The following is a 13,395-nucleotide window of genomic DNA, read 5'->3' on the forward strand; positions in this document are numbered from 1 at the left end:
CACTACCCGCGCATCGCACGGATCGACTCCTTCAGGGAGCCCAGCGTCGCCAGGACCGCGGTCGGCTCGTATCCACAGTGTGCCATGCAATTGGCGCAGCGGGAGTCCCGTCCGCGACCGTAGGACTCCCAATCGGTGTCCTCGACGAGCTCGCGGTAGCTCTGCGCGTACCCGTCCGACATGAGGTAGCAGGGTCGCTGCCACCCGTACAGCGAGTAGGACGGGATTGCCCACGCCGTGCACTCGTAGTCCACCTTACCTTCCAGGAAGTCCAGGAAGAGGGGTGAGTGATTGAATCGCCACTTGCGGCGGCGGCCGTCGGCGAAGACCTTGCGGAACAGCTCGCGGGTCTCGGTCACCCCCATGAAGTGGTCCTGGTCCGGCGCCTTGTCGTAGGCGTAGGCGGGCGAGAGCATCATCCGGTCGACCTTGAGGTCGTTGTTGAGGAAGTCGAGCACCTCGACCACCGAGGTGGGTGTGTCGTGCGTGAAGAAAGTGCTGTTCGTGGTCACCCGGAACCCGCGCCGCTGCACTTCCTTGATGTTGGCCACCGCTTCGGCGAACACGCCCTCCTTGCAGACCGACTCGTCGTGGCGCTCCTCGAGTCCGTCGATGTGCACGGCCCAGGAGAAGAACGGCGACGGCCGGAACTTGTCCAGCTTGCGCGGGATGAGCAGCGCGTTGGTGCACAGGTAGACGAACTTCTTGCGCTTGATCAGCTCCTCGACGATGACCTCGATCTCGGGGTGCATCAGCGGCTCGCCGCCCGCGATGGAGACCACGGGGGCGCCGCACTCCTCGACCGCGGCGACGGCCTGCTCGACCGGCATCCGCTTCTTGAGCTCGCTGGCCGGGTGCTGGATCTTGCCGCAGCCGGCGCAGGCCAGGTTGCAGGCGAACAGCGGTTCGAGCTCGAGGGTGAGGGCGTACTTCTCCCTCCTGGCGATCTTCTGCTTGAGCAGGTACGCGCCCACGCGCATCGCCTGGCGCACCGGAATGCCCATCAGGACACCTCCTCGTTCGACTGGACGTTGAGCTGCAGGCGCCACGCGTGCAGGCCCGGCGCGAGCTCGCGCAGCCGGGACAGCGCGCGCAGCGCGCGGACGGGCGTGCCCGGGCTCGGCAGCGGCCGTCGGACGGCATCGACCACGACCCGCACCGCGGCCACCGGCCGGTCGCCCGCCGCCTCGGCGAGCCACGCCGACTCCAGGTCGGCGGCCAGCACCCCTTCCCGGGCGAGCGCGGTTCGCCGCGCCCCGACCGCCAGGCGGGCCGCCGAGCGCACCGGCCCCAGGTGCACCCGCAGCCCGGACCAACGCAGCGCCTCGGCCAGCGCCGGGGCCCGGGAGCAGGTCGTGGTGCCGCGCGGCCCCCGGATCTCGTCGGCGACCACGACGTCGCCGGGGTGGACCCAGCGCGCGGTGCCGCCCGCCAGGCCGGCGATCAGCAACGCGTCGAAGTCGTCCGCGGCGTGCGCGGTGGCCCACTCGGCGCTGCGCCGCGGGCCGCAGCCGGTACGCCGCACCCGAGGCCCGAACCCCGCGCGCAGCGCCCGCGCCTCCAGCCGCAGCGGCGCGCACACCAGCAGGTCGGCGCCGCTCATCCCGCCGCCCGCTGGTACCGGCCGAGCGCGGTGAGCGGGAAGATCACCCGGTACAGGTGGTAGTTGATGTAGAAGTCGCCGGGGAAACCGGTGCCGGTGAACTGCGGTTCGTCCCAGCCGCCGTCGGGCCGCTGGGACGCGGCCAGGAACTCCACGCCGCGGCGGACCGCGTCGGTGTCGTGCCTGCCGACGGCCAGCAGCGCCATCAGCGCCCAGCCGGTCTGGGACGGGGTGGAGTCGCCCCGGCCGATCCAGGCCGGGTCCCGATAGGACCGCAGGTCCTCGCCCCAGCCGCCGTCGGCGTTCTGGTGCTCCTCGACCCACCGCACCGCGCGGCACAGCGCCGGGTGGTCGGTGGGCAGCCCGGCGCGCACCAGGGCGGGGACCACCGCGCCGGTGCCGTAGAGGTGGTTGGCACCCCAGCGGCCGAACCAGGAACCGGCTTCCTCCTGGTTGTCCAGCAGCCACCGCACTCCCCGGCGCACCGCCTGGTCCTCGGTTCGCCCCAGCACCGCCAGCGCCTCCACCACGTGCGCGGTGACGTCCGCGGACGGCGGGTCGATCACCTCGCCGAAGTCGCAGAACGGCAGCTTCCGCAGCGTCGTGCGGGTGTTGTCGGCGTCGAAGGCGGCCCAGCCGCCGTCGCGCGACTGCATCCCCCGCAGCCAGCGGGTGCCCCGGCGGATCGCGCTGCGCACCGCCGCGCGGTCGGGGTGCACCACCCGGTCGAGCGCGAGCAGCACCTCGGCGGTGTCGTCGATGTCCGGGTAGTTGTCGTTGTCGAACTCGAACGCCCACGCGCCACCGGCGGGCAGGTCCGGGCGCCGCACCGACCAGTCGCCCTTGACCCGGATCTCCTCGCCGAGCACGTAGTCGGTGGCGCGGCGCAGCGCGGGGTGGTCGGCGGGCAGGTCGGCGTCGCGCAGCGCGAGCATCCCCAGCACGGTGTCCCACACCGGGGACTGGCAGGCCTCCATCCGCCGCACCGGGCCCTGCGCGGTCTGCTCGCGGACCAGGAACCGGTCGAGCCCGGCCAGCCCTTCGCGCAGCACCGGGTGGTCCAGCGGGTAGCCGAGCAGGTGCAGCGCCAGCAGCGAGTACACCCACGGCGGCTGGATCCCGCCCCACGACCCGTCGGCCTCCTGCCGGGCCACGATCCACTCGGCGGCGTGGCGCATCGCGTAGCGGCGCAGCCCGCGCAGCGCTCGCCGGTGGTAGACGTGCAGGCCCTTGTCGAGCACCTGGAAGGCGTATCCGGTGCTCCACTGCGGACGGAGCTTCGGCCGCGCCCGGCCGGTGCGCAGCTCCCGAACGGTGATGCCCAGGCGGCGGCGTGGCCGCAGCGTGCACACCACGGTCAGCGGCACCACGGTCTGCCGCGCCCAGCACCCCCAGTCCGCGACGTTGAACGGGAACCACGCGGGCAGCAGGGTCATTTCCGGTGGCATCGCGGGAAGTTCGTCCCACGACCACTCGCCGAACAGCGCCAGCCAGATCCGGGTGAACACCCGGGTGCCCTCCAGCCCGCCGTTGGCCAGGATCCAACGCCGGGCGGTGACCATGTGGTCGGCCTCGACGTCGTCACCGGCGAGCTTGAGCGCCGCGTAGGCCTCGACGGTGGTCGACAGGTCGCCGGGTCCGCCGCGGAAATTGGCCCAGGTGCCGTCGGCGCGCTGCTGGGACCGGATCCACCGCGCGGCCTCCTCGGTCTCGGTGTCCGTGCGGATGCCGAGGAACTGCCGCAGCAGCAGGTCCTCCACGTCCATCGTCACGTTGGTCTCCAGCTCGCCCTTCCACCAGCCCTCCGGGTGCTGGAGGGACAGGAAGTGCTCGCGAGCGGCCATCACCGCCTGGTGGACGTCGGTGACCTCGGTGGTCGTGGTCGCCGGCTGCTGTAGCTGATCGGTCAATGTTGCCTCCGTACGATGAACTCGGCGAGTTCGGTGAGCGATCGGACGGCGTCGGGATCGCCTTCGGGGAGCTGCTGGTGCGCGCGGTCGAGCCGCCGGGCGCATTCGGCGCGGGTCCACTCCTCGGAGCCCGACTCCCGCACGGCCTCGGCCGCCTCCTCGAGCTGGTCCTCGGTGAGCGCCTCCGGCTGGGCGTAGAGCTCGCGCAGCCGCCGCGCCGCCGCGCCGCCGGAGACCAGCGCGTGCACCACCGGGACCGACTTCTTGCGGGCGCGCAGGTCGGCGAGCACCGGTTTGCCGGTGACCTGCGGGTCGCCCCACAGCCCGAGCAGGTCGTCGACGAGCTGGAAGGCCATCCCGAGCTCGGTGCCGAAGGCGTGCAGCCGCCGCACGGTCTCCCCCGGCGCGCCGAGGAAGCAGGCCCCGAGGGCGGTCGAGCAGCCCAGCAGCGACGCCGTCTTGTCGTGGACCATCCGCAGGCACTCGGCGAGCGCGACCTCGGTGCGCTCCTCGAAATCCAGGTCGGCGGCCTGCCCGGCGATGAGCTCGCGGGTCGCGCCGGACAGCGCGCGCACCGCGGCGGCGGCGTGCGCGGTGGCGGGATCCAGCAGCACGTCGGTGGACAGCGCCAGCAGCGCGTCGCCCGCCAGCAGTGCGGGGGAGCGCCCGAAGACCGTCCAGGCGGTCGGCCGGTGCCGCCGCTCGGTGTCGCCGTCCATCACGTCGTCGTGCAGCAGCGAGAAGTTGTGCACCAGCTCCACGGCCGCGGCCGGGGCGAGCACGTCGTCGGGGTCGCCCGCGACGACGCGACCGGACAGCAGGACCAGCGCCGGGCGCAGCGCCTTGCCGCCCCCGCCCGCCGGGGAACCGTCGGCGTTGCTCCAGCCGAAGTGGTACTCGCACACCTGCCTGGTGTCGGCGTCCAGCCGCGCCACGGCCTTGCGCAGCGCGGGTTCGACGAGCTCGCGGCCCGCCTCCAGGGCGGGTGGCAGGACTGAGGTCATGCCGTCACCTCCACGCCGTGTCGTGCTCGCTGGTCCAGGTCGACGACCTCGGCGGCGCGCGCCCCGCTGCGCACCGCGCCTTCGGTGGTGTCCGGCCAACCGGTCGCCGTCCACGCCCCGGCCAGCACCAGCCCGGGCACCCGGGTCCGGGTCGGCGGCCGCAGCGCCGCCGTGCCCGGTGCCTGGCGGAAGGTTGCGCGCGGTTCGCGGGTGACGAAGAAGTCCAGCACCTCGGCCCGCCGCGCCGCGGGGAACAGCTCGACCAAGGCGGGCAGGAAGAGCTCCCGGAGCCGTTCGGTGCGCAGGTGGATGTGGTCGTGCGCCGCGGACTGCGACAGCGCGAGGTACTGGCCCCGCTCCACCCCGGAGATCGAGGTGCGATCGAAGACCCACTGCACCGGCGAGTCCAGCGCCGCGGCCATCGCCCGCCCGGTGACCTTCCGGTCGTAGTGCACGTGGACGTTGAGGATCGGCGCCGAGGACAGCCGGGACCACGAGGCGGCTTCCGGGACCGGCAGATCGGCCACCAGGGCGGCGGCCGCGGGGTGCGGGACGGCCAGCACCACCGAGTCGACGTCCACGGTGGACGCACCGCCGGAGTCCTGCACCGCGACGCGGAACCCCTCACCCCAGCGGCGGATTCCGCGCGCCTTGCACCGGGTGCGCACCGCCACGCCCGCCGCTTCCAGCGCGCGCAGCCCGGCCTCGCCGTGCAGCTCCCCGAGGGACCGGCGCGGGACGCCGATGTCGGCGCTGGCCGCGCGGTCCAGCACGCCGGTGCGGAACACCTTGGCGGCCAGCATCATCGACGCCTCGTCCGGTTCGGCGTTGAGCGCGGCCACCGCGAGCAGCCCCCACAGCGCCTCGATGGTGCGGTGCGACTCGCCCCGAGCGCGCAGCCACTCCCCCAGGCTCAGCGCGTCGAGGGCCCGGTCGTCCGGGTCGAGGTGGCGCAGCAGCAGCGCGGTGCGGGCGACCCCGGCGCGCTCGGCCGCGGGCAGCGCCCGGTAACCCAGCAGCGCGGGCAGCAGGTGCGCCGGTGCGGGCAGCGCCCAGCGGCGCAGCGCGGTCGGCCGTCGCTGCGGCGCGAGCACCGGGACGTGCAGCCGGTGCTGGACCGGCACCGCGTCGCCGACGCCGAGCCGGTCCAGCAACCCGAGGTACTCGGTGTAGCACCGCAGCAGCACGTGCTGTCCGGTGTCGACGACCAGTTCGCCGCGCCGGAACGAGTAGGTGGCACCGCCCAGCCGCGGACGCGCCTCCAGCAGCGAGACCCGGAACCCGGCGGACGCGCAGTCCAGCGCGGCGGTGATGCCGGCCAGACCACCGCCGACCACCAGCACGCTGCCCCGGTTCACGGGGCGATCCCGGCCAGCGACCGCGCCGCGACCTCGACCTTGGTCCAGGTCGGCAGCGAGGTGCGCCGGTGCAGCGCCTGGTGCGGGTCGGCGACGATGCGACCGAGCATTTCGCGATAGATCCCGGCCATCGAGGCACAGCAGGCGCGGCTGCGGCGGTCCAGCATGGGCAGCAGCCGGAGCCCCTCGGTGTACCAGTACTCCGCCCGGTGCGCCTGGAACCGGATCAGGGCGTCCCACTGGTCCGGGTCGCCGACGTCGCCGCCGCCGGGCTCCAGCCGGACGCCGAAGGTGGCCAGGTCCTCGGTGGGCAGGTACACGCGGCCGGCGAGCTGGTCCTCCCGGACGTCGCGCAGGATGTTGGTGAGCTGCAACGCCACGCCCAGCGCGTCGGCCCTCGGTTGCGCGATGGCGTGGTCGGTGGCGCCGAACACGCCCAGCGACAGCCGCCCGATCGACCCGGCGACGCACCGGCAGTAGTGCACCAGTTCGTCGAAGGTCCGGTAGGTCACGCCGCGCCCATCGGCCTCGCAGCCGTCGATGAGCTCGTCGAAGGCCACCATCGGCAGCGGCATCGACTCGGCGGAGTCGGCCAGCGCGAGCAGCACCGGGTCGTGCGGGTCGGAACCGGCCGCGTGCACCGCCGACCGGGCCTGCTTGAGCTCGCGGAGCTTGTCCTCGGTCGGCAGGTCGCCGTCGCCGATGTCGTCGACCCGGCGGGCGAAGGCGTAGACCGCCGACAACGCGCGCCGCTTCGGCCCCGGCAGCAGCCGGATCCCGTAGGAGAAGTTGCGCGCCTGGGCGCGGGTGATCCGCTCGCACTCCGCGTACGCGGCGCGGAGCCTGTCCGTCGTCCTCACCGTGAACCCCCCAACACGTAGAGCCGAGCCCACTCGGCGAAGGTCCGCGACTTGCTCGGGCGGACGTCGACGCCCAGCGGGTCGAAATCCGCGCGGGCGAAGGCCGCGGCGGTGGCCCGTCCCCCTGCCACGTAGCCGGAGACCGCGATCCGCCCCAGGTTGGGCAGTTGGCTGATCAGCGGCGCGCCGGAGTCGAGCATCCGGCGGGCCCGGCGCACCTCGAAGCGCACCAGCCCGCGCAGCCGGGTGCTCGCGCGGTCGGCGGCCAGGTCCTCGTCGGTGCACCCGAAGCGCCGCAGGTCCTCGGCGGGCAGGTAGACCCGCCCCTGCCGGAGGTCCTCCCCGATGTCCTGGCAGTGCTCCAAGACCTGCAGCGCGCTGCAGATCCGGTTGGACATGGCCACCAGCGCGGGCTCGGCCCGGCCGAAGACGTGCAGCACCGATTCGCCGACCGGATCCGCCGACAGCGCGCAGTAGTCCATCAGCTCGTCGAAGGTCTCGCAGCGCAGCACCCGCTGGTCCCGCCGGTTCGCCTCGATCAGCTTCACCAGCACCTCGAAGGGGATGCCGCACTCCGCCACGGTGGGCGTCAACGCCTGGAGCACCGGCACCCGCGCGGTCCCCTGGTACACCCGTTTGAGGTCGTTCTCCAGCAGGTCCAGGAGTTCGGCGCGCGGCCCGGGCGCCTCGTCGCCCGCGTAGTCGATGAGGCGGAAGTAGCCGTAGAGGGCGTGCAGGTGCTCCCGCACCCCCTGCGGCAGCATCCGCGAGGCGACCGGGAAGTTCTCCGTCCGCATCCGGGCGAGCACCGCCTCACCGCGGGGCAGGTCCGCCGACCGCGGCGCATCCGGGGGCTCGGGATCGTCGCCCGACAGCGCGTGTTCGGGCAGCGACATGACCATGGACCCTCCTCCATCCGACGACCAGGAGGCGCAACCGGCATCGTATGAGCACGGCAGTGCGGTCGCAGGCCGAGAAGGTCAGGATTCGGGTCCCTCGCGCGGACGTTCGATCAGCGGCGTCCCTTTCGGACGATCACTGTGGACCCGCCCGGCACTGGTCCGGGTGCTCGCGCCCGGTACGACCGCCCTCCCGGCGGGTTCGGCGCGAGGACGCCGGACCGAGGTCGCCGATCCGGTACCCGTCCGGGTAGGACAGCGGCACGGGCGCGGCCGGGCGGGAGTCCGGCCGCACCGGGCCGAGGCGCACCAGGGCGGCCCGGGTGCGCAGCGCGCGGTCGACGAGCGCGCGGCCGAGCGGGGCGGGTTCCGGGAAGCCGAACGCGGCCAGCAGGTGCGGTTCCATCGCGCACCGCGCGGCCCGGACGACGGCCGGGCGCAGCGGGCGCGGGTACCAGGAGGCGAACAGCGCCAGGGTGGCCTCGGCGACCCGGCGCCCGCCGGGGTGGAAGCCGAAGTGGTCGCGCTCGTAGTCGTCGAACAGCCGGACGAACCCGGCGTGGTCCTCCGGGATGCCGGTGATGCCCATCCCCTCGCCCATCCGCCGCATGGTGTTGGTCAGCGCGCGGACCTCGTGCGGGTGCAGGCGCCGCCAGCCGTAGCGGTCGAGCCAGCGCGTCGGCGTCACCACGAAGGTGGACAGCGTGTAGAGGTGGTCGGCGTTGCTGATCCGGTAGCGCCCGTGGATGGCGTTGAGCCGCGCCAGCGCCTCCCGGCCGCGCGCGCCGCTGGGTCCGGAGTGGAAGATCTCGTAGAGCAGCAGCGTGGTGTCGTCGTAGCGGCGCTGCGGGCAGCGGACGAACTCGCCGGTGCGGTCGAGCAGCCTGCCGACGGCCGGGACGGCGTAGGTGCGGAACAGCGCGAACTCCAGCGCCTTGCCGATGTCCCACGGGAACTCGTGCTCGGCGAGCAGCCGGAAGATCTCCTCGCAGTCGCGATCGGCGTCCAGTGCCAGGATGCGGCGCAGCCGCGCGAAGCGTTCGCTCTCGCCCACCCGGTGAAGGGTGCCAGCGCGCCCGCGCCCCGGCAACGATCACGGCCCGCGATCGCCCGGCAGGCTGACGCCCCGGGTCAGCCGTCGAGCTCCTCGATCGTCGCCGTCGAGGGCTGTTCGCGTTCGCCCAGCGCGGCGGCGGTGCGCTCCGCCTCGCCCAGCACCCGCAGGGCGTTGTGCCAGGTCAGCTTCGCCAGGTCGGTTTCCGACCAGCGCCGGTCCAGCAGTTCGGCGAGCAGGTTCGGGTAGCCGGAGACGTCGTCGAGACCGGCCGGGGTGAACGCGACGCCGTCGTAGTCGCCGCCGATGCCGACGTGGTCGATCCCGGCGACCTCGCGCATGTGGTCGAGGTGGTCGGCGACGGTGGCGGGGGTCGCCACCGGGCGCGGGTGCGCCGCGGCGTAGGCGCGACGGGCGGCGTCGACCTCCGGGCTCTCGGCGGCGGGGTCGAGGCCCCGCTCGCGCAGGTGCGCTTCGGCCGCTGCCGACCACTCGACCGCGGCCGGCAGCACGAACTGCGGCACGAACGTCGCCATCGCCACGCCCCCGTTGGTGGCCAGCTCCGCCAGCACGTCGTCGGGCACGTTGCGCGGGTGGTCGCAGACCGCGCGGGCCGAGGAGTGCGAGAAGAGCACCGGGGCGCGGGTGGCCGCCAGCGCGTCGCGCATGGTGGCGGGCGCGACGTGCGAGAGGTCGACCAGCATCCCGGTGCGGTTCATCTCCCGGACGACCTCGACGCCGAAGCGGGTCAGCCCACCGGCGGCGGGGACGTCGGTGGCCGAGTCGGCCCACGGCACGTTGTCGTTGTGGGTGAGGGTGAGGTAGCGGACGCCCAGCGCGTGCAGCGCGCGCAGCGTCGCCAACGAGCAGTCGATCGAGTGACCGCCCTCGGCGCCCATCAGCGAGGCGATGCGGCCCTCGGCGCGGGCGGCCACCACGTCGTCGGCGGTCAACGCCCGCCGCAGCGTCCCCGGGTAGCGGTCCAGCAGGGCGCGGACGCAGTCGATCTGCTCCAGGGTCGCGCTGACCGCGCGGTCGCCCCGCAGCTCGGCGGGCACGTACACGGACCAGAACTGGGCGCCGACCCCGCCGGCCCGCAGCCGCGGCAGATCGGTGTGCAGCACCGCCGAGCGGTCCTCGGCGATGTCGCACCGGTCGAGGTCGTAGCCGCAGTGCTGCCGCAGCGCCCACGGCAGGTCGTTGTGGCCGTCGAACACCGGGTGGTCGGTCAGCAGCTCGCGCGCCCGCCGGGCGCTGGTCGTGGTGCCGTTCATCGCGCCGAGCATAGCCGGGAACGATCACCGCGCCGCGGGTCCGCGCTGATCAAGTCGACGAACCACCGGCCGGACCGCACCATTGCGGGATGGACGTCATCCCGCGCCCACCCGGCGACAACGACCTGCCGACGCTGCTCGCCGAGTACGGGCACCTCGCCGCGCAGCTCCCGGGCGCCTCGCGGCGGCACGAGGCCGCGTTGCAGGCCCGGCTGGCCGAGCTCGACCGGCACATCGACCGGCGGATCAGCGAGCTGCCCGGCGACCGGCCCGCGGTGGAGCGGTGAGCCTCACTTGACCGCGCCCATCGACAGTCCCCGCACCAGGTGGTTCTGCGCGATCCAACCGACCACCACCACCGGCAGCGAGGCGAGCACCGCCGCCGCCGACAGCTGCGCCCAGAACAGGCCCTCACCGGTGATGAAGCCGACCAGGAACACCGGGACGGTGCCCGCGCGGGCCGCGGTGAGGTTGACCGCGTAGAAGAACTCGGTCCACGAGAAGATCAGGCACACCAGCGCCGTCGCGGCGATGCCCGGTGCGACCACCGGCAGGATCACCCGGCGCAGCAGGGTCGGCAGGCCGGCGCCGTCCACCCGGCCCGCCTCGATCATCTCGCCGGGCACCTCCAGGAAGAACGACCGCATCATCCACACCGCCAGCGGCAGGTTCATCGCGGTGTAGAGCACCACCAGCGCCCAGACGTGGTCCAGCAGCCGCACGTTCTGCGAGATCACGTACAGCGGGATGATGGCCGCCACGATCGGCAGCATCTTGGTGGACAGGAAGAACCCGAGCGCGCCCCGGGTGTTCGGGATCGGCGCCAGCGACAGCGCGTAGGCCGCGGGCACGCCCAGCAGCAGCACGAACGCCGTCGAGGTCACCGAGACGAACGCGGAGTTGAGCAGGTACGGCAGGAACCCGCGGTCGACGATCGCGGTGAACTGGTCCAGGGTCGGGGTGAACAGCAGCGTGGGCGGGTCGGTGGAGGCCTCGGACTCCTGCTTGAAGGCCGTGAGCACCATCCAGATCAGCGGGAAGACGAACACCAGCGCGAGCAGCCAGGTCGCCCCGGTCAGCGCGGCCCGGCCCAGCGGCGTTCCGCTCCGGCGGCTCACCGCGTCGCCCCGCTGACCCCGAAGGAGCGGAACATCAACCGCAGCGCGAAGGTCGCCACGATCAGCGTCAGGACCACGACCACCACTCCCATCGCCGAGGACTGCCCGACGTCGAAGCCCTCGAAAGCGCGTTGGTAGATGTAGTACGGCATGTTCGTGCTCGCCGTGCCCGGCCCGCCCTGGGTCATCAGGTACACCGCGTCGAAGCTGTTGACGATGTAGATCGCGCCGAGCAGCGCGGCGAGCTGGAGGTAGCGGGCGAGCTGCGGCAGCGTGATCGCGATGAACACCCGCCACCGCCCGGCCCCGTCGACCTGGGCGGCCTCCAGCACTTCGGCGGACTGGGCCTGCAACCCGGCCAGGATCAGCAGCATCATGAACGGCGTCCACTGCCAGATGATCTGGGTCATCACCGCGGCCAGCGGGAACTGGGACAGCCAGTCGACCTCGGTGCCCAGCACGAAGTTGAGCAGCCCGTAGGTGGGGTCGAACATGGTCGTCTTCCACAGCAGCGCGCCCGCGGCGGGCAGGATGAGGAACGGCGTGATCAGCAGGGTGCGCACCACGCCGCGCCCGAGGAACGCCCGGTCGAGCAGCAGCGCGAACCCGAGCCCCAGCAGCATCGACAGGAACACGCAGCCGACCGTGAGCACCACCGTGTTGAACAGCGCGCCGCGGAACTGGCTGTCGGCGAAGACGTCGACGTAGTTGGCCAGGCCCACGAAGTGCTGCGAGCCGGGGCGGACCAGGTTCCACGACTGCAACGAGTAGACGATGGTGAGCAGGAACGGGATCTGGGTGACCGCGATGGTGAACACCAGCGCGGGCAGCAGCGGAGCGCGGCGGCGCCACGCGATCGCGCTCATCGGTCCTCCTGGTAGGCCTCGCCGACCGTGCGGGCGTACTCCTGGGACTGGCGCAACGCCTCGTCCACGGTGATCCGCCCCGCGATGGCGGCCGAGAGCTGCTGGCCGACCCGGGTGCCGAGGTCCTGGAACTCGGGGATGCCGACGAACTGGATGCCCCGGTAGGGCACCGGCGCGCTGATGTTGTTGTGCTGGGACGCCTGGTCGATGCCCCGCAGCGTGGGTTCGGCGTAGGCCTCGGCGGCGCGCCGGTACTCCGGGATCTCGTAGGTGGACAGTCGGCACCCCGGCGGCACCCGGTTCCAGCCGAAGGTCTCGCCGACCTGGTGCACGAACTCCTTGCTGGTCATCCAGCGGACGAACCGCCACGCGGCGTCCTTGTCCTCGGTGACCTTCGGGATGGCCAGCGACCAGGTGTAGAGCCACCCGCTGTTGGGCGTGCGCAGCACCGGCGCCGGGGCGTAGCCGGACTTGCCGACGACCTCGCTGCTGCTCGGGTCCTCGGTGGTGCTGACCATCGAGGTCGCGTCGTACCACATCGCGGCTTGGCCCTGCGCGTAGCGCGTGCCGCACTCGGCGAAACCCGCGCTGGAGGCCCCGGGCTGGCCGTGCTCGCGGACCAGGTCGACGTAGAACCGCGCCGCGGCCCGGAACTCCGGTGAGGTCAGCCGCGCGTTCCAGTTCTCGTCGAACCAGCGGGCGCCGAAGGTGTGCGCCACGGTGGTGAACGGCGCCATGTTCTCGCCCCAGCCGGGCTTGCCGCGCAGGCAGATCCCGGAGACCCCGGACTCGGGGTCGTCGAGGCGGGCGGCGAACTCGGCGATCTGCGGCCAGGTGGGCCGCTCGGGCATGGTCAGCCCGGCTTCGGCGAACAGGTCCTTGCGGTAGGCCAGGAAGGACGATTCGCCGTAGAACGGCACCGCGTACATCGAGCCCTGGTAGGACAGCGATTCGCGGATGCTCGGGATGAAGTCGCCGCCGCCGTAGGCGGGATCGCCGTCGACGTAGGGCTGCAGGTTCTCCAGCCAGCCGTTGGCCGCCCAGTCCCGCGTCTCGTAGTTGCTGATCATCACCACGTCGAACTCCCCGCCCTGGGTGGCGGTGGAGGCGGTGATCTTGGCGCGGGCCTGGTTCTCCGGCAACGACACGAACTTCAGGCGGATGCCCGGGTTCGCTTCCTCGAACCGGTCGGCCAGCGCGATCGCGTCCTCCATCTGCGGGTTCGACACGATGGCGATCACCAGGGTGCGCCCGGACGCCCCGAGCGCCCCGGCTCCGGCACATCCGCTCAGCGCGAGCAGCAGCGACACCACGGCCACCGCAAGCCCGGCACGACGGCCTCGCACGTCTCCGCTCCCTCGCATGGCGAGCATTCAAGGCCGCAACGATCATGGCGTCAACCGCCATCCGGCAGTAGCGCCCCGCGCGCACCCGTGGCACGGCCCGAAC

General features: G+C 73.0%; 13 protein-coding genes. 1 reads left to right on the forward strand and 12 read right to left on the reverse strand.

From position 1 onward, the window contains the following. Positions 1–2: 2 nt before the first annotated feature. From hpnH to ACQP0T_RS15200, 9 genes are all read right to left on the reverse strand, one after another. Entirely contained in the window at positions 3–1,004 is a 1,002-nt protein-coding gene (hpnH, locus tag ACQP0T_RS15160) for an adenosyl-hopene transferase HpnH (protein ID WP_345365891.1), read from the reverse strand. Continuing rightward, positions 1,004–1,603, reverse strand: coding sequence for a hypothetical protein (locus tag ACQP0T_RS15165; RefSeq protein WP_433868653.1), 600 nt, complete (start codon positions 1,601–1,603; stop codon positions 1,004–1,006). The genes hpnH and ACQP0T_RS15165 overlap by 1 nt, the downstream gene beginning before the upstream one ends. Then, positions 1,600–3,513 carry a squalene--hopene cyclase gene (gene shc / locus ACQP0T_RS15170; RefSeq protein WP_433868654.1) on the reverse strand — a complete coding sequence of 638 codons (1,914 nt, stop codon included), beginning with the start codon at positions 3,511–3,513 and terminating at the stop codon, positions 1,600–1,602. Before shc ends, ACQP0T_RS15165 begins: the two co-directional genes overlap by 4 nt. Then, positions 3,510–4,517: a polyprenyl synthetase family protein gene (locus tag ACQP0T_RS15175; protein WP_433868655.1), complete on the reverse strand. Its 1,008-nt coding sequence runs from the start codon at positions 4,515–4,517 to the stop codon at positions 3,510–3,512. Before ACQP0T_RS15175 ends, shc begins: the two co-directional genes overlap by 4 nt. Next, positions 4,514–5,875 (reverse strand): hydroxysqualene dehydroxylase HpnE, encoded by a 1,362-nt coding sequence (gene hpnE, locus ACQP0T_RS15180; RefSeq protein WP_433868656.1) that lies wholly within the window; start codon positions 5,873–5,875, stop codon positions 4,514–4,516. The genes ACQP0T_RS15175 and hpnE overlap by 4 nt, the downstream gene beginning before the upstream one ends. Continuing rightward, positions 5,872–6,735 carry a presqualene diphosphate synthase HpnD gene (gene hpnD, locus ACQP0T_RS15185; protein WP_433868657.1) on the reverse strand — a complete coding sequence of 288 codons (864 nt, stop codon included), beginning with the start codon at positions 6,733–6,735 and terminating at the stop codon, positions 5,872–5,874. Before hpnD ends, hpnE begins: the two co-directional genes overlap by 4 nt. After that, complete coding sequence (hpnC, locus tag ACQP0T_RS15190; protein ID WP_433868658.1) at positions 6,732–7,631, reverse strand: squalene synthase HpnC; 900 nt, start codon at positions 7,629–7,631, stop codon at positions 6,732–6,734. The genes hpnD and hpnC overlap by 4 nt, the downstream gene beginning before the upstream one ends. 139 nt (positions 7,632–7,770) lie before the next feature. Then, a complete protein-coding gene (locus ACQP0T_RS15195) occupies positions 7,771–8,688 on the reverse strand; it encodes an oxygenase MpaB family protein (protein ID WP_433868659.1) in 918 nt (305 codons plus the stop codon). Between the two features lie 77 nt (positions 8,689–8,765). Beyond that, complete coding sequence (locus ACQP0T_RS15200; protein WP_433868660.1) at positions 8,766–9,962, reverse strand: dipeptidase; 1,197 nt, start codon at positions 9,960–9,962, stop codon at positions 8,766–8,768. 89 nt (positions 9,963–10,051) lie between these two features. Here ACQP0T_RS15200 and ACQP0T_RS15205 point away from each other — a divergent pair, with 89 nt between their 5' ends. Beyond that, on the forward strand, positions 10,052–10,249 hold the full coding sequence (locus tag ACQP0T_RS15205) for a hypothetical protein (protein WP_433868661.1): 198 nt from the start codon (positions 10,052–10,054) through the stop codon (positions 10,247–10,249). Positions 10,250–10,252: 3 nt separating this feature from the next. Here ACQP0T_RS15205 and ACQP0T_RS15210 read toward each other — a convergent pair whose 3' ends face one another. The 3 genes from ACQP0T_RS15210 to ACQP0T_RS15220 are packed head-to-tail and all read right to left on the reverse strand — an operon-like array spanning position 10,253 to position 13,310. Next, on the reverse strand, positions 10,253–11,080 hold the full coding sequence (locus tag ACQP0T_RS15210; RefSeq protein ID WP_433868662.1) for a carbohydrate ABC transporter permease: 828 nt from the start codon (positions 11,078–11,080) through the stop codon (positions 10,253–10,255). Further along, on the reverse strand, positions 11,077–11,946 hold the full coding sequence (locus ACQP0T_RS15215; RefSeq protein WP_345365869.1) for a carbohydrate ABC transporter permease: 870 nt from the start codon (positions 11,944–11,946) through the stop codon (positions 11,077–11,079). The genes ACQP0T_RS15210 and ACQP0T_RS15215 overlap by 4 nt, the downstream gene beginning before the upstream one ends. Continuing rightward, positions 11,943–13,310 carry an ABC transporter substrate-binding protein gene (locus ACQP0T_RS15220; RefSeq protein WP_433868663.1) on the reverse strand — a complete coding sequence of 456 codons (1,368 nt, stop codon included), beginning with the start codon at positions 13,308–13,310 and terminating at the stop codon, positions 11,943–11,945. Before ACQP0T_RS15220 ends, ACQP0T_RS15215 begins: the two co-directional genes overlap by 4 nt. Positions 13,311–13,395: the final 85 nt, after the last annotated feature.

The organism is Saccharopolyspora sp. CA-218241 (assembly GCF_050954615.1).
Taxonomy (GTDB): domain Bacteria; phylum Actinomycetota; class Actinomycetes; order Mycobacteriales; family Pseudonocardiaceae; genus Saccharopolyspora; species Saccharopolyspora cebuensis.